Raw genomic sequence first — 23732 nt, forward strand, 5'->3', positions numbered from 1 at the left:
TCTGATTTTAATGCGTTCTGCAAGGGATACCAAGCCAGATACGATCCCCTCATGGGATGGCTATAATTCTCCTTATGAAACTAATCGGATCACTTACTAGCCCCTACGTACGCAAAGTACGCATTGTTTTCTTGGAAAAGAAAGTCGATATTGACCTTCAATTAGAGAATGTATGGGCTGCAGACACGCAAATGCCCTCATTTAACCCACTAGGAAAGGTGCCTTGCCTGATTCTAGAAGATGGGGATGCAATCTACGACTCCCGAGTGATCGCCGAGTATGCAGATGCTTTGAGCCCTGTTTCTAAGCTGATTCCAAGTGATAACCGTGAGCGTGCAACCGTCAAAACTTGGGAAACCTTGGCTGACGGGATCATGGACGCCGGTATTTTGGCTCGTCTTGAGCGCACCTTGCGTCCTGCTGAGCAGCAAAGCCAGGATTGGGTAGACCGCCAAATGGGCAAAATTGATAGCGCACTGCGGGTGTTGTCTGAACAATTGGGTGGAAATGCATGGTGTCATGGCAATCAAATGACCTTAGCCGACGTTGCTGTTGGGTGCGCAGTTGGGTATTTATTACTTCGATTCCCTGAAGTGCAATGGCAAACCCAATATCCAAATCTTGATAGCCTGTATCAGAAACTACTCCAGCGTCCTTCTTTTATGGAAACTGAGCCGCCAAAGGCTTAACTATTTGAGGCGGAGATAATTCCGCCGCCCAGACAGACATCACCGTCGTACAAAACAGCAGATTGGCCCGGAGTAACAGCCCATTGAGCTTGCGTAAAACTGAGCTGGAAACTCAGATTGCCATCTAAGCCGGCCTCTAGCGTGCAAGCTGAATCGGTCTGACGATAGCGGGTCTTCGCAGCATATTGGCCCGGCACGGGCGCAGTTCCAGCAATCCAACTGGCATCTATTGCAGAAAGCTGATGGGCTTGCAGCCAAGGGTGTTCGTGACCCTGAACCACATATAGCGTATTACTAGTGATGTCCTTGCGAGCGACATACCAAGCATCACCATTACCATCTTGACTGCCACCCAAGCCAATGCCCTTGCGTTGTCCCAGGGTAAAGAAAGCCAGCCCCATATGCTCTCCCACTGTTTTCCCTTCGGGCGTTTTGATGGGGCCGGGGGTACGAGGTAGATAGCGACTGAGAAATTCTTGGAAGGGGCGTTCTCCAATAAAACAAATACCTGTAGAGTCTTTCTTGCGTGCATTGTGAAGGCCAATATGCTCAGCAAGCTGGCGTACTTCTGTCTTTGCAATCTCGCCTAAAGGAAACATGACGTTGGCTAATTGACTTTGCGTAAGACGATGCAAAAAGTAACTTTGGTCTTTGCTAGCGTCCACGGCCTTTAATAAGCTACTTTGACCACCCTCATGACGAACGCGGGCATAGTGGCCAGTAGCGATAGCATCCGCGCCCAAGCTGATGGCATGATCTAAAAAGGCTTTAAATTTGATTTCTGCGTTGCAAAGCACATCGGGGTTGGGGGTTCTGCCTGCAGCATATTCTCGCAAAAATTCAGCAAAAACCCGCTCTCGATATTCAGCAGCAAAATTTACGGCCTCAACATCAATACCGATCAAATCGGCTACAGAGACGACATCAAGCCAGTCCTGACGCGCCGAGCAGTACTCATCGCTATTGTCATCCTCCCAGTTCTTCATGAATAAGCCAATAACTTCATAACCCTGCTGCTTGAGCATCCAGGCAGCTACAGACGAATCCACTCCTCCTGACATCCCAATAACGACTTTGGACGGTTTTTTGGATGGAATTGAAGTAGGTATTACAGAAGAATTGAACTGGATCATCAAAAAATGCGAGAATTAGACAGTATTTAAAACACCATTGTAAAAGTCTTCGCTCAAATCCACGAGATTTAGATGAAAACAGGTCCTCAACAGTCAGGATCGGCATCAGACATTGTTTTACCGAGTTAACTAAAATAGTTTTTTTAAAAATTTGTATTTGGAGACATGCCATGCGCATAGGGGTACCACTGGAAATCAGACCCGGGGAAACTCGAGTAGCCGCCACACCAGAAACAATCAAAAAGTTGATTGCTCAAGGACACACTGTTGTAGTTCAAAAGGATGCAGGCGTTACAGCCAGTCAGCCCGATTCTGCTTATGAAGCAGTAGGCGCTACGATTGGAAGCGCTAGCGATGCATTGGGCGCAGAAATCGTCTTTAAGGTGCGAGCACCTGAAGCCGCCGAACTAAAACAAATTCACTCTGGCAGCGTGCTGATTGGCATGCTCGATCCGTTTGATAATGACAATATCGCCGCAATGGCTGCCCAAGGTATTACCGCATTTTCCCTAGAAGCTGCCCCTAGAACTACCCGCGCCCAAAGCATGGATGTGCTTTCTTCACAAGCCAATATTGCTGGATACAAAGCAGTCATGGTTGCCACTAACGAATATCAGCGTTTCATGCCCATGTTGATGACTGCCGCTGGTACTGTTAAAGCTGCACGCGTTTTAATCTTGGGTGCTGGGGTTGCTGGCTTGCAAGCGATCGCCACTGCAAAACGCTTAGGCGCCGTTATTGAGGCTTCTGATGTTCGTCCCGCTGCTAAAGAACAAATTGAATCTTTAGGCGCTAAATTTGTTGATGTTCCTTACGAGACAGATGAAGAGCGTGAGATTGCTAAAGGGGTTGGCGGCTATGCTCGTCCAATGCCAGAAGCCTGGATGAAGCGTCAGGCGGCACTAGTTGCTGAAAAAGCGCAGCAGGCTGACATCGTTATTACAACCGCTCTCATTCCAGGGCGCAAACCTCCAGTTTTATTACATAGCGATACAGTAGCAAAAATGAAGCCCGGTTCTATTGTGATCGACCTTGCTGCTGGTCGTGGTGACAATGGTTCTGGTAACTGTCCGCTAACGGAAGCAGATAAGATCGTGCAAAAGAATGGCGTCAAGATTATTGGCTATACCAACCTAGCCAGTATGGTGGCAGCTGATGCTTCAGCTCTGTACTCACGCAACTTACTCGATTTTATGAAATTGATTGTTGATGCGCAAGCAAAGTTGGTCATTCCAACGGATGACGACATCGTTACCGCCTGCTTAATGTGTCGTGATGGCCAAGCCATCCGCAAAAACTAATCGAAATATTCTTTTAAGGAATCATCATGGATCTCGCTGCCTTTCAAAGCATCCCCACTGTTCAAAACATTACGGTATTCGTACTGGCAATTTTTGTTGGCTATCACGTTGTCTGGAATGTCACTCCAGCGTTACACACTCCTTTAATGGCGGTTACTAACGCTATTTCTGGAATCATTATTGTTGGCGCACTCTTGCAGACCGAAGTAATTGGTGGCGATGAGATCACGCTGACCAGCATCATTGGTGCGGTTGCCGTGTTTTTGGCTTCAATCAATATTTTTGGTGGCTTTATGGTCACACGTCGCATGTTGGAGATGTTTAAGAAAAAAGCTCCTAAAGCAAACGCGGCAGAAACCAAATAAAGAGAACTAAATCATGTTAAACGTCACAGCAATTTCCTATCTTATTTCTTCGGTGCTGTTTATCCTCGCCTTGCGTGGATTGTCTTCACCCACCACTTCCAGACAAGGTAATACTTTCGGCATGATCGGCATGTTGCTTGCTGTCATTACCACCTTCTTGATTCCGGACTTTAAGCCCGTCTTCTCATTGATCATTGGTGCGATTGTTGCTGGCGCAATCATTGGAATGATCGCTGCTAAGCGCGTACAGATGACAAAGATGCCAGAGCTCGTTGCGCTCATGCACTCTTTCGTTGGTTTGTCTGCGGTATTAATTGCAATCGCAGCGGTTTTTAATCCAGCACACGACCATACTGGCGCCCAGAAGATTGAACTTTTCATTGGTGCATTTATCGGTGCCATTACATTTACAGCCTCTGTAATTGCCTTTGGAAAACTCTCTGGCAAGGTCAGCGGTAAGCCGGTTACTTTTGCCGGTCAACACTTACTAAATCTTATCCTTGCTATTGGTATGGTTAGTGGTGGGGCCATGTACTTTATGACTGGTAGTCACGAAGCCTTTCTAGTGATGTGCGCAATCGCCTTGGTATTAGGCGTAACGCTCATCATCCCTATTGGCGGTGCTGATATGCCGGTTGTAGTGTCTATGCTCAATAGCTACTCCGGTTGGGCTGCAGCAGGTATCGGCTTTACTTTGAATAATCCAGTATTGATTATTGCTGGCGCTTGCGTAGGCTCCTCTGGCGCCATCCTTTCTTACATCATGTGTAAGGCAATGAACCGCTCCATCTTAGCCGTCTTACTCGGTGGATTTGGTGCTGAAGCAGCCTCCGCTGGTGCTGATGATGGCGCTCCAAAGAACTACAAAACCGGCTCACCTGAAGATGCTGCTTTCTTAATGGAGAATGCAGATACTGTCATTATTGTTCCGGGTTACGGCCTTGCAGTTGCTCGTGCCCAGCACTCCCTCAAAGAGTTAACGGAGAAATTAACCCACCACGGAGTTACCGTCAAATATGCGATTCATCCAGTTGCCGGACGGATGCCTGGTCACATGAATGTATTGCTAGCGGAAGCTGAAGTTCCATACGATCAGGTTTTTGAAATGGAAGATATCAATAGTGACTTTGGTCAGGCTGACGTAGTACTTGTATTGGGTGCGAATGACGTTGTTAATCCAGCAGCACGTACACCAGGAAGCGCTATTTTTGGTATGCCAATTTTGGAGGCATTCAAAGCTAAAACCATCATTGTGAATAAACGCTCAATGGCGGCTGGTTATGCAGGCTTAGACAATGAACTCTTTTACATGGACAAAACGATGATGGTCTTCGGAGATGCGAAGAAGGTCGTAGAAGATATGGTTAAGGCAGTTAGCTGACACTTTATCGGGTTGATAAATGACCGCCTACGGGCGGTTTTTTATTGCTTTAATATAAGAGAAATAGTGCTTTTAGTATAAAAATATCAAGCTCAAGGACAAATCATCATGAAAGTTTTACTGATATCAATAGCTAGCCTACTTTGCGCCACTATCGCCCATGCGCAAGTGATCTATCCCAGTCGATCTATTCAAACGATCATGCCACTGCAAGCAGGTAGTGGTGTTGATATCTTGATGAGGCCGATTGTTCAAAAAATGGGAGAAAATTTAGGTCAAGCCATCACTATCGAAAATATTCCTGGCGGTGCCGGACTGATTGGTGCAGCTAAGGTTGCTCAAAGTACGCCTGATGGCTACACTTTAGGCGCTTTCAACGACAGTATTCTTACCATGCTACCCAATCTTTACAAGAAGGTAGATTACGACCCAGTAACTAGCTTTGTGCCCATCTCTGAAGTGGCTGCCATTACTTTTGTGATGGTTGCCAACCCAAACTTTCCTGGTAATACTGCCGCTGACCTGGTTCGCATCGCTAGAGAAAATCCAGGGAAGATTGATTACGCCTCAGGTGGCAACGGCTCACCTCAACATATTGGTATGGAGATCTTTCGTCAATATACTGGCGCTCCTTTGGTCCACATTCCCTATCGCAGTGCTGCAGCTGCAGTAACTGATGTCATAGGGGGTCAAGTGCCGGTGATGATAAGCGCTCTATCAGTCGCCCTTCCACATATACGTGCAGGCAAGCTAAAGGTGCTGGGGGTAACCAGTAAGACACGCTCACCACTACTACCTAATGTACCCACCGTAAATGAAAGCATCAAAGGTTACGACTTCTCGACCTGGGGCGCACTCCTTGCATCAAAGGGAACACCACCAGCAATAATTGATAAGTTAAACGAATCTCTTGCAACAGCCCTTAAGGATCCGAAATTACGAGAGCAACTGATTCAGCAAGGTTTTGAATTTGCTCCATTAGGGCAAGACCATTTAAAAGTGTTGATCGCTCAAGGTCTCACCAAAATGAAGAAAGTAATTAAGGACGGCGGCATTCAGCCAGATTGATTCTTACCAAGTCATTCAGTAAAAAATAAGCAAAAAAATGCCTGGTCTCGTGAACCAGGCATTTTAGTTTCTACAGCTAAGCAGCTGTGGAAATGTACGGCTATTACATCATACCGCCCATACCACCCATACCGCCCATACCACCCATATCTGGCATACCGCCAGCTGAGTCATCCTTTGGCGCTTCACAAATTGCGCAATCCGTTGTCAACAGCAATGCTGCAACAGAGGCTGCGTTCACTAAGGCAGTCTTAGTTACTTTAGTTGGATCAATCACACCCTGAGCTACCATGTCGCCGTACTCACCAGTGGCTGCGTTGTAGCCGTTGTTGCCTTTACTAGCTAATACTGCATTCACTACTACGCTAGCCTCATCGCCTGCATTAGAAACGATGATGCGCAGTGGCTCTTCCATTGCGCGCAATACGATACTGATACCAGCGTCTTGATCAGCGTTATCGCCTTTAAGACCCTTGATACCCTGCATTGCACGAATCAAAGCAACACCACCGCCAGGAACAATACCTTCTTCAACAGCAGCACGAGTAGCGTGTAATGCATCATCAACGCGTGCTTTCTTTTCTTTCATTTCAACTTCAGTAGCAGCACCAACACGAATCACTGCAACACCGCCTGCCAATTTGGCAACACGCTCTTGTAATTTTTCTTTGTCGTAGTCACTAGTAGCTTCTTCGATCTGAACGCGTACATTCTTCACGCGCGCTTCAATCGCTTTAGCATCGCCAGCGCCATCAATAATGATGGTGTTTTCTTTACCAACTTCAATACGCTTAGCTTGACCTAAATGCTCAAGGGTTGTTTTCTCGAGAGTGAGGCCAATTTCTTCAGCGATCACAGTACCGCCAGTCAAAATCGCGATGTCTTCCAGCATGGCTTTACGACGGTCGCCAAAACCAGGCGCTTTTACAGCGCAAGTCTTAATGATGCCGCGAATGTTATTGACTACTAAAGTTGCCAAGGCTTCGCCTTCAACATCTTCCGCAATAATCAACAATGGACGGCCAGACTTTGCTACCTGCTCTAGTACTGGCAGCAGGTCACGGATGTTACTTACTTTTTTGTCGAACAAGAGCACATATGGTGTTTCTAGAATGGCAACTTGCTTTTCTGGTTGGTTGATAAAGTAAGGGGAAAGGTAACCGCGATCAAATTGCATCCCTTCAACGACTTCCAACTCATCTTCCAATGACTTGCCATCTTCAACGGTAATAACACCTTCTTTGCCTACTTTTTCCATAGCTTCAGCAATGCGCTGACCAATACTGTAGTCGCTGTTTGCGGAGATTGAACCCACTTGAGCGATTTCTTTAGTAGTTGTACAAGGCTTACTAATCTTCTTGAGCTCTTCGATTGCAGCAGAAACTGCCTTATCAATACCGCGCTTCAAGTCCATTGGGTTATGGCCTGACACTACATACTTCATGCCTTCGCGCACGATAGATTGAGCTAAAACGGTTGCTGTTGTTGTGCCATCACCAGCGATGTCAGCAGTTTTAGAAGCCACTTCCTTCACCATCTGCGCACCCATGTTTTGGAGCTTGTCTTTGAGTTCGATTTCTTTTGCTACGGACACACCATCTTTAGTGATGATAGGACCGCCGAATGAGCGCTCCATAACAACGTTACGACCCTTTGGGCCTAAAGTAGTTTTTACTGCATTAGCTAGAATATTGACACCCTCTACCATCTTGGTACGGGCGTTATCTCCAAAAATTACGTCTTTTGCTGCCATGATTGAATTCCTTTCGTGGATACCGATTACTTCTGTACAACAGCCATGATGTCTTCTTCGCGCATTACGAGAAGCTCGTCGCCATCGACCTTAACTGTTTGACCAGCATATTTTCCGAATAACACCCGATCGCCAACTTTGACGTCTGGTGCATTTAACTTACCGCTGTCATCACGCTTGCCTGGACCAACGGCTAAAACTTCACCTTGATCTGGCTTTTCAGCAGCAGCATCCGGAATGATGATTCCTGAGGCAGTTTTTGATTCTTGATCTAAACGTTTGATAATGACGCGATCATGTAAAGGACGCAGATTCATTCCTTCTCCTATGTTAGTAAGTGTTAACTAGTTAAAATTCTTATATAAATCAATGGTTTGTATTCTCTTCACTTGAAAACTAAGGCAGATAGTTCGAAAACAAGCTGTTTTAGCACTCTCGCGTAGGGAGTGCTGATTATATAGGTCTGAAACTGAGGATTTCAAGAGCGAATTGCCTTAAATTTTATGCGGACTCTCGATTTCCTATAATTGAGGGGGGCTTGGTAGGTAGATTCCTACGAATAAATAAGCTTAAAGCCCTTACCGCTCCAATCTGTCGTGCCTAGACTGACTAGTCAATGATTGGAGATTGCTGATGAGCCCGAAATCCCGGCTGTACACGCTTGTAAAGGCCTGGAAGAACAAACCCTTCCAAGAAGTACGCGACGCTTGTGGTCAGCCTTGGCTAGGCCTTAATAGTGAAGCGCTGAAAGAGCATCAATCGTGGTCCCAGCGACAGACGATTGGTCACGAACCCATCTTTAACTCTCGGGGAACCAAGTTGACAAGTTCACTATTTAGACCTTTACTGACTGCTAGCGATAGTCAAGTCCTCAGACTATTCATGGAAGGCTTAGATACGATTACCTATTGGTATCGCAGTGGCCGGTTTATCCCTGGAATATTGCCCTTACCAGAGCACGTCTTTGAATCTAGTGATTTTGTTGATGGGCTAAGCGACCTCATTCTAAATTCCAGATTACCAGTAGGCTTAATCAGCCTCGGCGTGCATCAACTGGACAAGCCACACTTATCCACTGATTGCAAAGACGGCTTGCTTCGCATGCGTCGTTTAGGGGTATTGATTCATATGCTCAATTACTCCGGGACACTGTCACAAATGCGCTGGGCCGAAGAAATACAACCCGAAGGGATGCATCTTGATATTACTCAGTTTCGAACATCAGCCGTCCCAGCTGAAATGCTTTCTCATGGCAAAAGATTCAAAAGTCAGATTTATGCCAGCAATATCACTCTTGTCAAAGATATAGAAAATGCGATCGCTATTGGCGCTCAGCACTGCTATGGGGGACTAATGATGCCCTCAGTCAGTCGCCATCAAATATTACACATTAACGATAGTCGTATCGCTAAGGCTATTTTTTCGCTGCACCCTCATCAAAACCTAAACGGAGACAAGTAATGAGAAAACGCGTGATGTTGGTAGATGATCATCCTGCCATGTTGATGGCTTTAAAGAGTATGTTGCAAGATCAGTTGTTGTTTGAAATAGCAGGGCAGGCCCAAAATGGAGAAGAATGTTTACGCTCCATTAAGGAGGTCAATCCCAATATGGTGATTCTAGATCTAGATATGCCTAAGACTGACGGGTTTGACGTCATTAGACGTATTGGACTGATGCACCCTGAAGTGCGCATCCTGGTACTGTCCAGTCTGGCTGAGGCAGTCTATGGAGGTCGAGTCCGATCACTCGGTGCCCATGGTTTTGTCAACAAAACTGCTGGGTCGGATGTCATCCTAGCAGCATGTGTTGCCATCTCTCAGGGATACACCTTTTTCACGCATGGCAAAAATGGCAATACCTCCTTAAGTGATGACGATAAGTTAGCCCTTATCTCAGATCGCGAGCTCCAGGTGATGAAGTACCTCGGTAAGGGCAACACCAATCAGCAGATTTCAGATTTACTGCATATCAGCAATAAAACGGTAGCTACCTATAAAACGCGGGTCTTTGACAAACTGGGCATCAACAATATTGCTGATCTTATTTTATTTTGTCGTATGAATCAAATTATCGAAAGCTAATCTGTAGCATGCATCGATTCATCCTTAAGTTCACCTATGTATTCTTCTGTGTTGCTACGGGACTGGCTGATGCCAGGCCTTTCAGCGCCTCAGAAAAAGCATGGATCGATGCACATCCCATCGTGCGATTTAGTATTCACGAAAAATATGCGCCCTATCTTGAGCATGATGGCGTCTTTCAATCCCTACTGCTGAAACTAGGGGAATGCACACGACAGCAATACACACCCATCTGGAGAAAATCAGATCAAGATGGGTTAGAGCAATTGGTAAATGGGCAAGTAGACTTCATCATCGATCCACTAGAAGTAAGCAGTCGTGTTTTACAGTTTGGCGCACTTTCTGAATCGATTTTTTGGGGGCATGATGCCGTTGTTACCAAAATAGATCAATCGTTGTTGAAGCTCACTGATCACTCAAGAGTTGCTTACTTTAATCGTGGTTTTGAGAGCCCCCCTGCCTCATCCAGTCAATCTCATTCCGGTCTGAGCTCGTCAAATGAACTGCTGCAAGCACTCATTAAAAATGATATTGAGGCCCTCATCATGCCCATTCGCTTAGCGAAACAATTAATCCACACTACCCAAGAACTTGATCTCAAAATAGATGGAGTGTACGGAAGAGAGCCCTTTGCATATCGCTGGCTAATTTCTTTTCATAACAGTCCCCTACAAAGCATCTTGAAGCATTTTCTAGATGACTTAGATCCACTCGAGTCGCGCCGTCTATTTACCCTCAACGAAACACAACTAGTTGCAGAGCCCAGTGGTGGACATCATCGTGCCTTACCTTGGCTTAGCACTGTATTGCTATTGCTAGTCGGTGGCATTGTGTTTTACCAACTCCAAAAAAAGTACTTCCACCAAAAACAAGCCGCGATAGCCTTGATGCACTCTAAAGACCTTGCTGAAAAAGCCAATGCAGCCAAGTCTGCCTTCTTAGCCACGATGAGCCACGAGATTCGGACGCCAATGAATGCCATCCTGGGCGTCCAAGAGCTTCTGCTAGGCAGCGCTCATTTTCCTAAAAAAGATAAGCCTCTACTTAAGAGTGCGCAAGCATCAGCAGAATCCTTACTGGGCATGCTTAACCAAGTATTAGATATTTCTAAAATTGAAGCAGGAAAGCTTACCCTGAACCTAGAACCCAGTAACTTACATCAGCTTCTCATAGACATTCATTCCGCGTTCACGACAGTGGCACAAAAACAGAACTTACTGTTGCACACCACTATTGATCCAAGAGTGGCTGAAGTGCTCATGATTGATAGTCTGCGCTTACGGCAAGTCCTACAAAATTTACTGAGTAATGCGATTAAATTTACCAGTCAAGGTGAAATCTATTTCTCAATCACAGTACTAGCAGACGATCATGCTGGCCAACTGATTGAATTTAGAGTGATTGACACCGGAGTTGGTATGGGCAGCGCTCAGATTGAGCTTGCCCTTCAGGCCTTTGAACAGGTGCCCTCTTCACAAGAGTTTGGCTTATGCGAGCAAACGCGGGGTACAGGTCTGGGTCTTACCATTACAAATCACCTAGTCAACTCTATGAATAGCCATCTCTACTTTGAGAGTGCGCCAGGCTTTGGTAGTAACGTTCACTTTTCAGTCGCCTTCCCAAGAACTAGCATAGCTGCCTCTAAGGTCTCTTTTTTTGATGCATTGGCAGGCCACCCAAAAAGAATCATCGCCAAAAGAAAAGGTGAGCGAAGCACTCCCATTCAAGCATTAGTAGTAGAGGATCACCCTGCTAGCAGGCAAATTCTGTCACTCCAATTGGAGGTACTAGGCATACAGACGCAGGTTTGTGAAAATGCACTTTTGGCGCTTGAACTGCTGGGCAATCATTCTTTTGATCTTCTATTAACCGATCAATCTATGCCTGGCATGCAGGGCTCTGACTTAGCAAGAAATATTCGATCTGCTGGCAATACTTCACTGATCATCATTGGTGTCACTGCTGATATTTATGCACTAGATTCGCGTCATCAGTTTTTATCTGCCAGTATGAATAGCATCCTCATTAAGCCCCTCAGTTTGGGGGCTCTAGAAAATGAATTGCTACGTTATTTTGACTCAAGTACTTCCACAGAAATTACTGAGGAACCCTATTCTTTTGAGATCTTCTCTAATCTGATTGGAGATGACCCCCAGAAAATAGTAATCGTCCTCGAGGAGATTCAAAAAGTCCATGATGAGGTGCTGACCAAACTCCAGTCTGCGCAAGAGGGTTATTTAATAGATAAAGCAGACTTTCTAAGCTGGGTGCATAAAGTAAAAGGTGGGGCTCAGTTATTGCAGGCCTCCCCATTTATCGATGCCTGTATCAGACTGGAAGCTTCCGAGCCTCAGAATGACCTACTAGCTAAGCGTATTCCGGAGTTCATTACCCTCCTTGAAGAGCAAAACCGCATTATTCAATCCTATAAAGTGCGATATATGCCATAAAATCAGGGGCATGCGCGCATCATCATTCTCACCATTACAGCCTAAGGCCATACTAGTCCTCTGGACTTTCCTCTTCATCTCTACCGCAGCCCATCCGGGCCAAAGCATTACCTCAGGAGCTGCGCTACAACAGATTCCGAGCGCGGTTGCAGCCAGCCTTGAAAAAAATCAGATCCCTAAAGAGGCTATCAGTATCTCGGTAGTCGAGATTGAGCAAGATCGTCACGGCAAAATGACTGCTAAACCAGAGCTGGATTGGCGCTCTACTCAGGCCATGAATCCTGCTTCGACAATGAAGCTGCTAACCACTCTTGCAGGCTTAGATATTCTAGGGCCGCAATATCGCTGGCGCACTGCGTTATTTACTGATGGCCTTATTCGGCAGGGCACTCTTAAGGGCAATATCTACTTACAGGGAACAGGGGATCCTAAATTAATTCCTGAAGAATTCGCTAAGATGATGAAAGCATTACAAAATTTAGGCATTCAAAAGATTGATGGTCATTTAATCTTTGATAGGAGTGCTTACGCGCCAAGCGTCATGGAACACAACACCATTGATGGCGAATCGCTTCGGTCATATAACGTACCGCCAGACCCGCTACTTTATGCCTTTAGAACGCTCTCTTTTCAATTAGGTAAGTCACGGACAGCCGATTTTATTGATATCAACTTTAGCCCACCACTATCCCAACTCAAAGTAATCAATCAAATGCAATTAGTGGATCGGGCCTGTGAAAACTGGAAAAGTAATATTCGATTTAATTTAGAGGCTGACAGCGTAGCGGCTAATCAGGGTCAATTACTCACCGCCCAATTCTCGGGTAGCTTTCCTAATGGATGCAAGGATGTGAACTATAACGTTGTGGCTTTAGATGCCAACACTTTTCTCACTCAGGGCTTTGCAGCGGCATGGGAACTATCAGGCGGCCGATGGGCACAGGCGCCAATCGGGAAATCTGGCACTGTTCCCATGTCAGCTCGATCATTACTGCAATTTGAAGGTATCTCACTTGCAGATGACGTGCATGATATTAATAAATACTCAAATAATGTCATGGCTCGGCAACTCTTATTGACCTTGGCACTTGAAAAAATGGGAAAGCCTGCCACCACGCAAAATGGACAACTGGTGATTCAGGCGTGGCTAAAAGAGTCTGGCTTAGATTTTCCAGAGCTCGTTATTGAAAATGGCTCGGGCTTATCTCGCAACGAAGCAATATCTGCAGAGCACCTTACGCAATTATTAGTCACGGCGCGTAAGCTGCCTGCAGCAGGCCTTTTCTATCAAAGCCTTCCTGCAGCAGGTGTAGATGGCACGATGAAAAATCGCCTAATTACTCAGCTGAGGAAGTTTTTGCACCTGAAGAAAAAACCTGAGGTGAGAATAAAAACAGGATCACTTGCTGATGTCAGGGCAATCTCTGGCTACGTGATGACTAAATCTGGAAAGATGTATGCGGTGACTTCCTTCATTAACCACCCCAATGCCTGGAGAGGTCTAGAAGCACATGATCAATTACTGGCGTGGTTACTAGAAGATGGGCCCGAGCCAAAGCTTGCGCGTTGAAGACGATCTCTCACACCATCCCATTCCTCACCCACAGGAGGCTCTGGAAATAAAATAAGGTCCCAGTCCTGCTGATCTAAATCCCGTAAGGATCGATAGAGCAGACTTGCAAATGCAGTGCTATCGCTAGGCAGTGGGATTTCTTCAAAATGTACTGACGGATGACCATCTTCACCTATTGGAGATTCAGACTCCCAAACGCCTACCGCCACCCGAGACTTGGTATCTGGAAATTCACACAAAGCATCCAAGACCCTTCCAGACTGATACAAGCGCAATGGTGTCGCAGGCGCATAGTGTGCACGCAAACTACCAGATACTTTTGGAAGATTATTTGTAATAGCACTCAAGGCCAACTCTCCAGGAAGTGCAATTTGAATACCCGTCTTAGTCAAAATATCACCAGGAGTAATCATGCCCGGCCTTAATAAGACTGCATGATCACCCGAAGATAAATCAATAATGGTCGATTCAATACCAACCTTACAGTCACCACCATCTAACACCATTAAATCTGACATGCCCTCAAACTCACTACGCACATCTGCAGCGCTAGTGGGAGACACCTTACCAAAACGATTCGCCGAAGGGGCAACTACACCCCCTTTAAATTGGCGTAATAACTCTTGTGCCAAGGGATGTGCTGGCGCACGAATAGCTACCGTATCTTGACCACCCGTTAACTCAGTCAAAACGCGGTTATCTTTTTTAAAAACAAGTGTGAGCGGGCCTGGCCAAAAGGCATTCACGAGCTTGAGCGCATCTTCTGAAATATCACGTGCCCATGGCGCAAGTAGAACGGTCCAATCAGCCCGGCCAACATCGTGGTGATCGGGCGTAGATATATGCACAATCAAGGGATGGTTAGAGGGTCGACCCTTGGCCGTAAAAATCTTTTTAATAGCCTCAGAATTACCTGCATCCGCCCCTAGGCCATAGACCGTCTCGGTAGGAAAGGCAACTAAACCACCATTTCGTAAAGTTTGTACTGCTTTATTGATTTCGGTACTGCCATTGGGAATCATCAGCTTAGGGCTCAATCCCAAGTTCAGCAGCGACCGCTGCGCAATTTTGACGCGCTTGATTGAGTGACTCACCAAGGCAGTTGATGTGACCCATTTTGCGTCCCATTCTTGGATCCGATTTTCCATATAAATGTAATTTGGTATCGGGGTGGGCTAGTACTTTATTCCAAGCAGGCTCGATTACTTTATCGACATCACCATCAAACCAGAGATCACCTAAAAGATTCAGCATAGAAACGGGGGCTAGTAGGCGCGTATCGCCCAATGGTAGGCGCGCCATACTTCTCACCTGTTGTTCAAACTGACTCGTCACACAGGCGTTCATAGTGTAGTGCCCAGAATTATGTGGGCGTGGTGCAATTTCGTTCACCACAACATCACCATTTTTGAGGACAAAAAATTCAACGCAAAGTACCCCAACGTAGTCAATCTTACGAATCAGCGCTTTTGCTGCTTCAATCATTTTCTTCTCTTGCCCAAGCTTAAGGGATGGGGCTGGTACGGTCGAGGTAAATAAAATACCATCGCGATGGATATTCTGGGATACAGGATAAGCCACTACCTCATCATCGTACCCACGAACCACCAGTGCAGAAACTTCAAAATCTAACTCCATCCGTTTTTCAAGAACGCAAGGCACCTTTCCTAGTTCGGCCCAAGCAGCTACTAAGGCTGAAGATTCATGCACGGTAATCTGACCCTTGCCGTCATAACCCATCCGAGCAGTTTTAAGGATGCCGGGAAATAGATCGGCAGAAATCAGGGCGATATCAGCATCATGCTCAATGACGCAGTATGGTGCTGGCCCAATATTGGTTTCTTGTTTCCAAGTCGATAAGAATTTTTTCTCTGCAACGCGATCTTGGGCAATAGAGACACAGTTGCTACGTGGAGCGACAAATACACCCAAAGCCTCCAACTCATCAAGCGCTTGGGCTGGAACATTCTCAAATTCAGTACTCACTGACTTACACAAATTTGCCATTTTTTTTAAGGCAGCGGAGTCGATGTAATCAGCTTGGATAAATTGTTCGGCGATCGAGCCGGCAGGGCTATCGGCACTAGGATCTAAGACGCAGACTTTATATCCCATCGCTTGGGCAGCCTGAGTAAACATCCGCCCTAATTGACCGCCACCTAAAATTCCTAAATATGAACCCGGCAAGATGGGCTCCAAACGTTTCACCATCTGTTTAATATCCTGGCAAATTCATGGCACGTGCGGCATCCGTTTGTTTGGCACGAAAGTCTTCTAATAACTTGGCCAAGGCTGGATCATTCACAGCCAGATTTGCGACCACATGCAAAGCAGCATTAGCTGCACCGGCCTCGCCAATTGCAAACGTCGCAACCGGAATACCTTTAGGCATTTGAACAATGGAATAAAGTGAATCTTCACCACGTAAATATTTACTGGCAACAGGAACTCCATAAATTGGAACAATCGTTTTGGAGGCCAGCATACCCGGCAAATGTGCAGCGCCACCCGCACCAGCGATGATTGCTTTTAGGCCATTGGTACTCGCAAGCTCAGCGTAGCGAAACATATCATCTGGCATCCGATGGGCCGAAAGCACTTTAGCTTCATGAGCAATACCGAAGTGCTCCAGCATCTGCGCGGCATGTTGCATCGTGTCCCAATCAGAATTGGAACCCATGACTATCCCGACGATTGGCTTGTTGCTCGAATTTTGACCCATGCAGCTCTCCGAATACCCTGAAATCTTTAGTAGCGGTCTATTATCCCAGCCTTTTCAGGCCAGAGGAAATTAAGCCTTAGTTAAACGCCCAAGGGCTTCGCGGTACTTTTCTGCTGTTTTATCAATGACCTCGGCCGGCAAAGCTGGGGCTGGCGCTGTTTTGGGCCACGGTTTGCCATCCACTAACGCTGTTTCAAGCCAGTCCCGCACAAATTGCTTGTCGTAGGAAGGCGGGTTAGCGCCCACATAATAGGTTTCAGAAGGCCAAAAACGGGAAGAATCAGCCGTCAAAATCTCATCCATCAGGACTAAATGACCACCAGCATCTAATCCAAACTCGAACTTGGTGTCGGCAATGATGATGCCCCGAGTTGCTGCATATTCAGAGGCCTCCTTGTACAAACGAATACTCACCTCACGAATTTGAACAGCTAAGCTCTCACCAATCAGCTCGACCACCTTCTCAAAAGAGATATTTTCATCATGCTCACCTGCTTCTGCTTTTGCAGCGGGTGTAAAAATTGGCTCGGGTAATTTTTGGGCATTCTCCAATCCCTCTGGTAATGCAATCCCGCAGACCTTACCCGTCTCTTGATAATCCTTCCAGCCACTACCTGCAAGGTAGCCACGAACTACTGCCTCTACCATGATGGGTTTAAGGCGCTTAGCAACCACCGCCCGGCCTTGTACTTGGTGGATTTCATTGGCAGAAACAACGCTTGCTGGATCAATCCCAGTTAAGTGATTTGGAATAACGTGTGCTAATTTATCAAACCAAAAATTAGCCATTTGATTGAGCACAATGCCCTTCTCCGGAATCGGCTGACCCATCACAACATCAAAAGCAGATAAACGATCGGTAGTGATCATCAGCAACTTGTCATCATTAAGCGCATAGACATCGCGCACTTTACCCTTAGATAACAAAGGAAGGGACTGTATAGAGGTGGCAAATAAAGCGGGCATATCAAACTTCCTTAGTTCACTTAACGATCTGGGCTAATTTGCCGCTCTTGTATAACTCAGCCATCTTCTCCAGTGGAATCGGCTTAATTTTTGATGCTTGACCAGCCGACCCAAAGGCTTGAAAGCGGGCAATACAGACTTTTTTTGCCGCTTCTCGTGCTGGCTTTAAGTAATCACGTGGATCAAATTTACTCGGGTTCTCAATAAAGTAACGGCGAATTGCGCCCGTCATTGCCAAGCGAATATCCGTATCGATATTAATCTTACGCACCCCATGCTTAATACCTTCTTGAATTTCTTCAACAGGCACGCCGTAGGTTTCTTTCATATCGCCGCCGAACTGACGGATTTCTGCGAGCAATTCTTGCGGAACACTGGAGGAGCCATGCATCACTAAGTGCGTATTGGGAATACGCGCATGAATTTCTTTAATGCGCTCAATCGCCAAAATATCACCGGTGGGCTTCTTCGTAAACTTGTAAGCACCATGGCTAGTACCAATCGCAATTGCCAAAGCATCGCATTGCGTCGCTTTAACAAAATCAGCTGCCTGCTCTACATCCGTCAACAACTGTTCACGCGTCATCTTGCCATCAGCACCATGACCGTCCTCTTTATCACCCTGCATAGTCTCGAGTGAGCCAAGAACACCTAACTCAGCTTCGACAGTGACCCCAATAGAGTGTGAGAATTTGACGACCTCTCTGGATACATCGACGTTATATTCATAACTAGCAACGGATTTACCATCCGCCTCTAAAGAACCGTCCATCATCACGCTAGTAAAGCCACTTTTGATTGCGGCCATACATACGGCTGGACTTTGACCATGATCTTGGTGCATTACGACGGGAATATGGGGGTAAGCCTCTACTGCCGCTGAAATAAGATGGCGTAAGAATGGCTCACCTGCATACTTACGCGCCCCAGCAGAGGCCTGCATAATTACCGGGGAATCTGCCTCGTCAGCAGCTTCCATAATGGCCGTGACTTGCTCCAAATTATTCACGTTAAATGCAGGCAGTCCATAACCATGTTCTGCCGCATGATCCAAAAGTTGTCGTAAAGATACTAATGCCATGATGATCTCTTTATTAAATTAAATAAGCAATGAATGAATGAATAGATAGTTAGTTAGATGGGTGGATAAAATAGTTTGAACTAAATTACTTCACCTGAATAATTTTGAGGGAATTGGTGCCGCCTGGTTCGCCCATTGGCTCTCCAGAAGTGAGAACTACAACATCATCTTTCTTCACTACACCAAGCTTCTTCAGACAATCTTCTACTTCTTGCAAAGCCACGTCTCGATCCTTGGTGTAATCTAGGCCAATCGGAAAGACATTACGGTAAGTACTAAGTGCTCGCTGCGTCGAAATCTTAGAGGTCAGCGCAAAAATAGGGACATGAATGTTATGTCGACTCATCCATACGGCAGTTGAACCAGAGTCCGTCAAAGCAGCAATAGCATTGGCATTTAAGTGATGCGCCGTAAATAAAGCTCCTAATGCAATCGTCTGATCAATACGGGTAAAGGTTTGATCTAAGAAATCCGTATCCAACTTCACGCGATCAGACTTTTCTGCTTCAACACAAATTTCTGCCATCGCCTTAATAGTCTGCACTGGGTACATACCGGCAGCTGATTCTGCTGACAGCATCACAGCATCTGTACCATCTAATACCGCGTTGGCTACATCGCTAACTTCAGCACGTGTTGGCACGGGTGCATTGATCATAGACTCCATCATTTGCGTAGCCGTAATAGTAAATTTGTCCGCCTCTAGCGCCCAAGCAATCATTCGCTTTTGCAAGGCAGGTACCGCGGCATTGCCAACCTCAATTGCCAAGTCACCTCGAGCAACCATAATGCCGTCGCTCTCAGCAATGATACTTTTTAATGCATCTGGCTCAATCGCTTCTGCACGCTCTACTTTGGCAATCGTTCTGACTTTACCAACACCATATTTTTGGCTAGCAGCATCTGCTAACTTGCGAGCATATGCCATATCAGCACCATCCTTGGGAAAGCTAATCGCTAAAAAATCAACCCCCATGGCAATAGCCGCATCTAAGTCTGCAATATCTTTTTCAGTCAGGGCCGGGGCTGTTAAGCCGCCGCCAGCACGATTAATACCCTTGTTGTTAGAGAGTGGCCCGCCCTGCTCTACGCGTGTGAATATCTCACCACCCTGAACACTCTGCACCTGTAAGACTACTAAACCATCATTCAATAAGAGACGGTCGCCTGACTTAACATCACTGGGCAACTCTTTGTAGTCAAGCCCTACGCGCTCTTGATTGCCCACCTGACAAGCGACATCTAAAATAAATTGATCACCCTCTATTAGTAGGATTTTGTTATCAACAAATTTACCAACGCGAATTTTAGGGCCCTGTAAGTCAGCCATGATGCCGACTTCTTTGCCTACTTGAGCAGAAATACTCCGCACTAAATCATGTCGCGCCTTGTGATCTGCCACAGTGCCATGTGAAAAATTCATGCGGACTACGTCCACACCGGCAAGAATCATACCTCGCAGTACTTCTGGTTTTTCAGATGCCGGCCCTAAGGTGGCAATAATTTTTGTTGCTCGTAACATCGTTATTCTTTCGCTCGTTCAACTAGTACCGCAACGGCTGGCAGGGTCTTGCCTTCTAAAAACTCCAAGAAAGCGCCCCCTCCAGTAGAAATGTAATCCACTTGATTCTCAATACCGTACTTAGCAATTGCCGCTAAAGTGTCACCGCCACCCGCAATAGAAAATGCAGGGGAGTGGGCAATAGCTGCTGCCAACATTTTGGTACCACCACCAAATTGGTCAATCTCAAATACACCTAATGGACCATTCCAAACAATCGTACCTGCATGGGCAAGCATCGTCGATAAACGCGCAGCTGTTTTAGGCCCAATATCCAAAATCATATCGTCATCAGCTACTTGATCGGCAGGAACGCGGTTCGCACGAGCCAAAGGTGAGAGCTCATTAGCGACAACGACATCCTCCGGAATAGGAACATGCGCACCCCGCTTTTCCATAATCGCCATAATCTCTTTAGCCTCTTCTACTAAATCTGGCTCAGCTAAGGATTTACCAATCGGCAGCCCCTTGGCCAACATAAAGGTATTGGCAATACCACCGCCCACAATTAATTCATCCACTTTGTCAGCCAGCGCTTTAAGAATTGTCAACTTAGAAGACACCTTTGAGCCGGCAACAATCGCCACAAGAGGGCGCTTCGGATTGGCCAACGCACGACTCAAGGCATCTAACTCTGCCGCCATTAATGGGCCTGCGCAAGCAATGGCTGCAAATTTAGCAACACCATAGGTTGTTGCTTCTGCACGGTGTGCAGTACCAAACGCATCATTGACGTAGATATCACATAGAGCAGCAATCTTCTTTGCTAGCGCATCACTATTCTTTTTTTCACCTTCATTGAGGCGACAGTTCTCCAATAAAACCAGCTCACCTGGCTTGACTTCAAAACTGCCCCCGACCCAATCACTAATAAGCGGTACTTTGCGATTCAAGATCGAGGCAATCCGATCGGCTACAGGAGCTAGGCTGTCCTCAGGCTTAAATTGGCCCTCTGTTGGACGCCCTAAGTGGGAAGTCACCATTACGGCAGCACCGGCATCCAAACACATTTGTACCGCAGGCATGGACGCCCGAATTCGGGTGTCTTCGGTGATGTTACCCATCTCATCCTGGGGAACGTTGAGATCAGCACGGATGAAAACCCGCTTCCCCTTTAAAAGACCCGCCTGTGCCAATTCATTGAGTCGTTTTACTTTAAAAGAGAATTCAGGCATGAGAGTAGGTAATTTGGGTAAATTGGCTGATTTATCAGGATTACCCCATTCTAAATCGTCCGGGCTGTTGAACCCCAAAGCCAGGCCAAAGAAAGTGCTCCATCTGCTCTACAATAAGGGCTTGGACGTATTTATGGCTCTGGGGCCAAAATCCCGCCGGCTAAATACCTCGATTAACCCTATTTATTAGAAACAAAAGGTAGAAAACATGTCGATGTCCGACCGCGATGGTTTTATTTGGTCCGATGGGAAGCTTGTTCCTTGGCGTGAAGCCAACGTTCATGTGCTAACCCACAGTCTCCACTACGGAATGGGTGTTTTCGAGGGTATTCGTGCCTACAACACCCCTAAAGGTACCGCTATTTTTCGTCTGCCTGAGCATGTAAAGCGCTTATTCAATGGGACGAAGATTTTCCAGATGAATATGCCTTACACACCTGAGCAAATTACCAGCGGCATTATCGATGTCGTTAATAGCAATGAGTTGAAATCTTGCTACATCCGCCCCATTATTTTTATCGGCTCTGAAAAATTAGGTATTTCACCAAAAGGGAACACCATTCATACAGCGATTGCAGCCTGGGAATGGGGCGCTTATTTGGGTGAAGATGGTCTAAATAAAGGCATCCGCGTAAAAACCTCATCTTTTACCCGTCACTTTGTGAATTCTTCATTGGTGCGCGCCAAAGCTTCTGGCTACTACATCAACTCTATTTTGGCTAATCAAGAAGTCACTGCCAATGGCTATGATGAGGCACTCTTGCTAGATACTGAAGGTTACGTCTCTGAAGGCTCTGGTGAAAATATATTTATGGTGCGTGATGGCATTGTCTACACACCAGACCTAGCCTCCTGCCTAGATGGCATTACCCGTGCTTCTATCATTCAGATTGTCAAAGATCTGGGCCTGGAGTTGCGTGAAAAGCGCATTACGCGTGATGAAGTTTATTCTGCTGACGAAGCATTCTTTACTGGTACTGCTGCTGAAGTGACGCCGATTCGCGAGTTGGATGATCGTACGATTGGTGATGGTAAGCGCGGTTCGATTACCGAGAAAATTCAGGCAATTTACTTTGATGCTGTTTACGGTAGAAGTGACCAATATCAATCTTGGCTGACCTACGTTAAGTAATAGTGAAATAGGGAATAAGAGTATGAGTCAATCACCTGTGGTCATGATCGATGGTAAGGATCTCCCTCTGCATTGCCCCACTAATCAAACCCCAAGCTGGAATTCTCATCCACGGGTATTTTTAGATGTAGCGAAAACGGGGGATGCAAAATGCCCCTACTGTGGCACTGAGTACAAACTCATCCCAGGTACCGAGCTCCACGGGCACTAGACCCATTAGCGCCCCTCAACCTTGGGGCGCTGTATCGGGGTACTTTATATGAATCGTATTCTGATCATCGCGCCAAATTGGATTGGTGATGCTGTAATGTCCCAGCCTCTGATGGCTGACCTGAAGGCAAGGTATCCAGATTCAAAGATGGATGTCTTAGCTAGTCCCTGGGTTGCGCCCATCTATCAAGCCTGCACTGAAGTTAACCAGGTCATTGAAGCGAAGCTCGAACACAAAAAACTGCAATGGAGCCTACGAAAGCAACTGGCTAAGCAGTTAGAAAAAGAGCAATATGAAGCCTGCTTTGTATTACCCAATAGCCTAAAGTCTGGTCTTATTCCCTGGCTAGCGAATATCCCTTTCCGAATTGGCTATCGAGGTGAGATGCGCTTTGGCTTAATCAATGTTGCTTTTGACAATCCCCGTAAGCAGAATCGCCCGCCAATGGCAGAGCACTACCTTGCTTTAGGTGGTGCACTTGATGCCTTCAAAGTCCAGTCGAGTCATTCAGCCAATCCAATACTGAATGTATCGACTCATGCAAAGCAGACTGTCATAGCTAAATTAGCTCAGGCTGGCATTGATCAAAAATCAATTTACGTATTTTGTCCCGGTGCAGAGTATGGCTCCACCAAGCGCTGGCCAACAGATCACTTTGCCAATCTTGCCAAACAATTAATCGCCAGCAGGCCAGAAGCCCAAATCATTCTTTTAGGTAGTCCGGCTGACCATGCTTTAGCAGACCATATTCAAGCCCAAGCAAGTCATCACCCTCAACTTCATAACTGGTGTGGCAAAACACAACTGGATGAGGCGATTGCTCTGATCGGTATGAGTAAAACCCTCATCAGTAATGACTCTGGACTGATGCACATTGGTGCAGCACTGAAGGTGCCACAGGTAGCGATTTTTGGCTCAAGCGATCCGAACCATACGCCCCCCTTATCAGAGAGGGCTAAAGTAATATGGCTCAATCTACCATGTAGCCCATGTCATCAAAGAGTATGCCCATTAGGTCATCTCAAATGTTTGAAAGAGATTTCTCCACAAGCCGTATTAACCGCTATCCAAACATTAGAAAGTTAGC

General features: G+C 46.3%; 22 protein-coding genes. 12 read left to right on the forward strand and 10 right to left on the reverse strand.

Annotated elements, in window-relative coordinates; all coding sequences use genetic code 11:
• Nucleotides 1-74 precede the first annotated feature (74 nt).
• Nucleotides 75-689 carry a glutathione S-transferase gene (locus tag QUD86_RS07855; RefSeq protein ID WP_286296440.1) on the forward strand — a complete coding sequence of 205 codons (615 nt, stop codon included), beginning with the start codon at nt 75-77 and terminating at the stop codon, nt 687-689.
• Here QUD86_RS07855 and mnmA read toward each other — a convergent pair.
• Nucleotides 686-1822, reverse strand: a complete 1137-nt coding sequence (mnmA, locus tag QUD86_RS07860; RefSeq protein ID WP_286296441.1) for a tRNA 2-thiouridine(34) synthase MnmA — start codon at nt 1820-1822, stop codon at nt 686-688. The genes QUD86_RS07855 and mnmA overlap by 4 nt on opposite strands.
• 170 nt (nt 1823-1992) lie before the next feature.
• Here mnmA and QUD86_RS07865 point away from each other — a divergent pair, with 170 nt between their 5' ends.
• The 4 genes from QUD86_RS07865 (at nt 1993) to QUD86_RS07880 (ending at nt 5937) form a co-directional block, all read left to right on the forward strand.
• Nucleotides 1993-3123 (forward strand): Re/Si-specific NAD(P)(+) transhydrogenase subunit alpha, encoded by a 1131-nt coding sequence (locus tag QUD86_RS07865; protein WP_286296442.1) that lies wholly within the window; start codon nt 1993-1995, stop codon nt 3121-3123.
• A 26-nt stretch (nt 3124-3149) separates the two neighbouring features.
• On the forward strand, nt 3150-3488 hold the full coding sequence (locus QUD86_RS07870; protein ID WP_286296443.1) for a proton-translocating transhydrogenase family protein: 339 nt from the start codon (nt 3150-3152) through the stop codon (nt 3486-3488).
• Nucleotides 3489-3501: 13 nt separating this feature from the next.
• Nucleotides 3502-4869 carry an NAD(P)(+) transhydrogenase (Re/Si-specific) subunit beta gene (locus QUD86_RS07875; protein WP_286296444.1) on the forward strand — a complete coding sequence of 456 codons (1368 nt, stop codon included), beginning with the start codon at nt 3502-3504 and terminating at the stop codon, nt 4867-4869.
• Between the two features lie 108 nt (nt 4870-4977).
• On the forward strand, nt 4978-5937 hold the full coding sequence (locus tag QUD86_RS07880; protein WP_286296446.1) for a Bug family tripartite tricarboxylate transporter substrate binding protein: 960 nt from the start codon (nt 4978-4980) through the stop codon (nt 5935-5937).
• Nucleotides 5938-6040: 103 nt separating this feature from the next.
• Here QUD86_RS07880 and groL read toward each other — a convergent pair whose 3' ends face one another.
• On the reverse strand, nt 6041-7690 hold the full coding sequence (gene groL, locus QUD86_RS07885; RefSeq protein WP_286296448.1) for a chaperonin GroEL: 1650 nt from the start codon (nt 7688-7690) through the stop codon (nt 6041-6043).
• Nucleotides 7691-7716: 26 nt separating this feature from the next.
• A complete protein-coding gene (locus QUD86_RS07890; RefSeq protein ID WP_087909492.1) occupies nt 7717-8007 on the reverse strand; it encodes a co-chaperone GroES in 291 nt (96 codons plus the stop codon).
• Nucleotides 8008-8323: 316 nt separating this feature from the next.
• Between QUD86_RS07890 and QUD86_RS07895 the strand changes: the two genes are divergently transcribed.
• Genes QUD86_RS07895 through dacB form a run of 4 tightly spaced genes read left to right on the forward strand, consistent with a single transcriptional unit; the run spans nt 8324 to nt 13794 of the window.
• Nucleotides 8324-9151 carry a diguanylate phosphodiesterase gene (locus tag QUD86_RS07895; protein ID WP_286296455.1) on the forward strand — a complete coding sequence of 276 codons (828 nt, stop codon included), beginning with the start codon at nt 8324-8326 and terminating at the stop codon, nt 9149-9151.
• A complete protein-coding gene (locus QUD86_RS07900; RefSeq protein ID WP_286296456.1) occupies nt 9151-9774 on the forward strand; it encodes a response regulator transcription factor in 624 nt (207 codons plus the stop codon). The genes QUD86_RS07895 and QUD86_RS07900 overlap by 1 nt, the downstream gene beginning before the upstream one ends.
• 8 nt (nt 9775-9782) lie before the next feature.
• Entirely contained in the window at nt 9783-12224 is a 2442-nt protein-coding gene (locus tag QUD86_RS07905; protein WP_286296458.1) for an ATP-binding protein, read from the forward strand.
• Between the two features lie 10 nt (nt 12225-12234).
• Nucleotides 12235-13794, forward strand: coding sequence for a D-alanyl-D-alanine carboxypeptidase/D-alanyl-D-alanine endopeptidase (gene dacB / locus QUD86_RS07910; protein ID WP_286296460.1), 1560 nt, complete (start codon nt 12235-12237; stop codon nt 13792-13794).
• Here dacB and QUD86_RS07915 read toward each other — a convergent pair.
• The 7 genes from QUD86_RS07915 to QUD86_RS07945 form a co-directional block, all read right to left on the reverse strand.
• The gene (locus tag QUD86_RS07915; protein WP_353506525.1) at nt 13740-14840 is read right to left on the reverse strand and encodes an L-threonylcarbamoyladenylate synthase; all 1101 of its coding nucleotides are present in this window, start codon (nt 14838-14840) and stop codon (nt 13740-13742) included. The two genes, dacB and QUD86_RS07915, sit on opposite strands and share 55 nt — an antisense overlap.
• Nucleotides 14824-16008 (reverse strand): 5-(carboxyamino)imidazole ribonucleotide synthase, encoded by a 1185-nt coding sequence (locus tag QUD86_RS07920; RefSeq protein ID WP_286296462.1) that lies wholly within the window; start codon nt 16006-16008, stop codon nt 14824-14826. The genes QUD86_RS07915 and QUD86_RS07920 overlap by 17 nt, the downstream gene beginning before the upstream one ends.
• 4 nt (nt 16009-16012) lie before the next feature.
• On the reverse strand, nt 16013-16519 hold the full coding sequence (purE, locus tag QUD86_RS07925; RefSeq protein WP_286296464.1) for a 5-(carboxyamino)imidazole ribonucleotide mutase: 507 nt from the start codon (nt 16517-16519) through the stop codon (nt 16013-16015).
• A gap of 69 nt (nt 16520-16588) precedes the next feature.
• The gene (locus QUD86_RS07930; RefSeq protein WP_286296465.1) at nt 16589-17485 is read right to left on the reverse strand and encodes a phosphoribosylaminoimidazolesuccinocarboxamide synthase; all 897 of its coding nucleotides are present in this window, start codon (nt 17483-17485) and stop codon (nt 16589-16591) included.
• Nucleotides 17486-17501: 16 nt separating this feature from the next.
• Entirely contained in the window at nt 17502-18566 is a 1065-nt protein-coding gene (gene fba / locus QUD86_RS07935) for a class II fructose-bisphosphate aldolase (protein ID WP_100379702.1), read from the reverse strand.
• 85 nt (nt 18567-18651) lie between these two features.
• A complete protein-coding gene (gene pyk, locus QUD86_RS07940; RefSeq protein WP_286296468.1) occupies nt 18652-20088 on the reverse strand; it encodes a pyruvate kinase in 1437 nt (478 codons plus the stop codon).
• 2 nt (nt 20089-20090) lie between these two features.
• Nucleotides 20091-21302 (reverse strand): phosphoglycerate kinase, encoded by a 1212-nt coding sequence (locus tag QUD86_RS07945; RefSeq protein WP_286296469.1) that lies wholly within the window; start codon nt 21300-21302, stop codon nt 20091-20093.
• A gap of 208 nt (nt 21303-21510) precedes the next feature.
• Here QUD86_RS07945 and QUD86_RS07950 point away from each other — a divergent pair, with 208 nt between their 5' ends.
• From QUD86_RS07950 to waaF, 3 genes are read left to right on the forward strand one after another with little or no spacing between them, the layout of a single operon-like run.
• Nucleotides 21511-22434 (forward strand): branched-chain amino acid transaminase, encoded by a 924-nt coding sequence (locus QUD86_RS07950; protein WP_286296471.1) that lies wholly within the window; start codon nt 21511-21513, stop codon nt 22432-22434.
• A gap of 22 nt (nt 22435-22456) precedes the next feature.
• Nucleotides 22457-22645: a zinc-finger domain-containing protein gene (locus QUD86_RS07955; RefSeq protein WP_286296472.1), complete on the forward strand. Its 189-nt coding sequence runs from the start codon at nt 22457-22459 to the stop codon at nt 22643-22645.
• Between the two features lie 48 nt (nt 22646-22693).
• Complete coding sequence (gene waaF / locus QUD86_RS07960; protein ID WP_286296474.1) at nt 22694-23731, forward strand: lipopolysaccharide heptosyltransferase II; 1038 nt, start codon at nt 22694-22696, stop codon at nt 23729-23731.
• Nucleotide 23732 lies beyond the last annotated feature (1 nt).

Source organism: Polynucleobacter sp. TUM22923 (assembly GCF_030295705.1).
Lineage (GTDB): Bacteria > Pseudomonadota > Gammaproteobacteria > Burkholderiales > Burkholderiaceae > Polynucleobacter.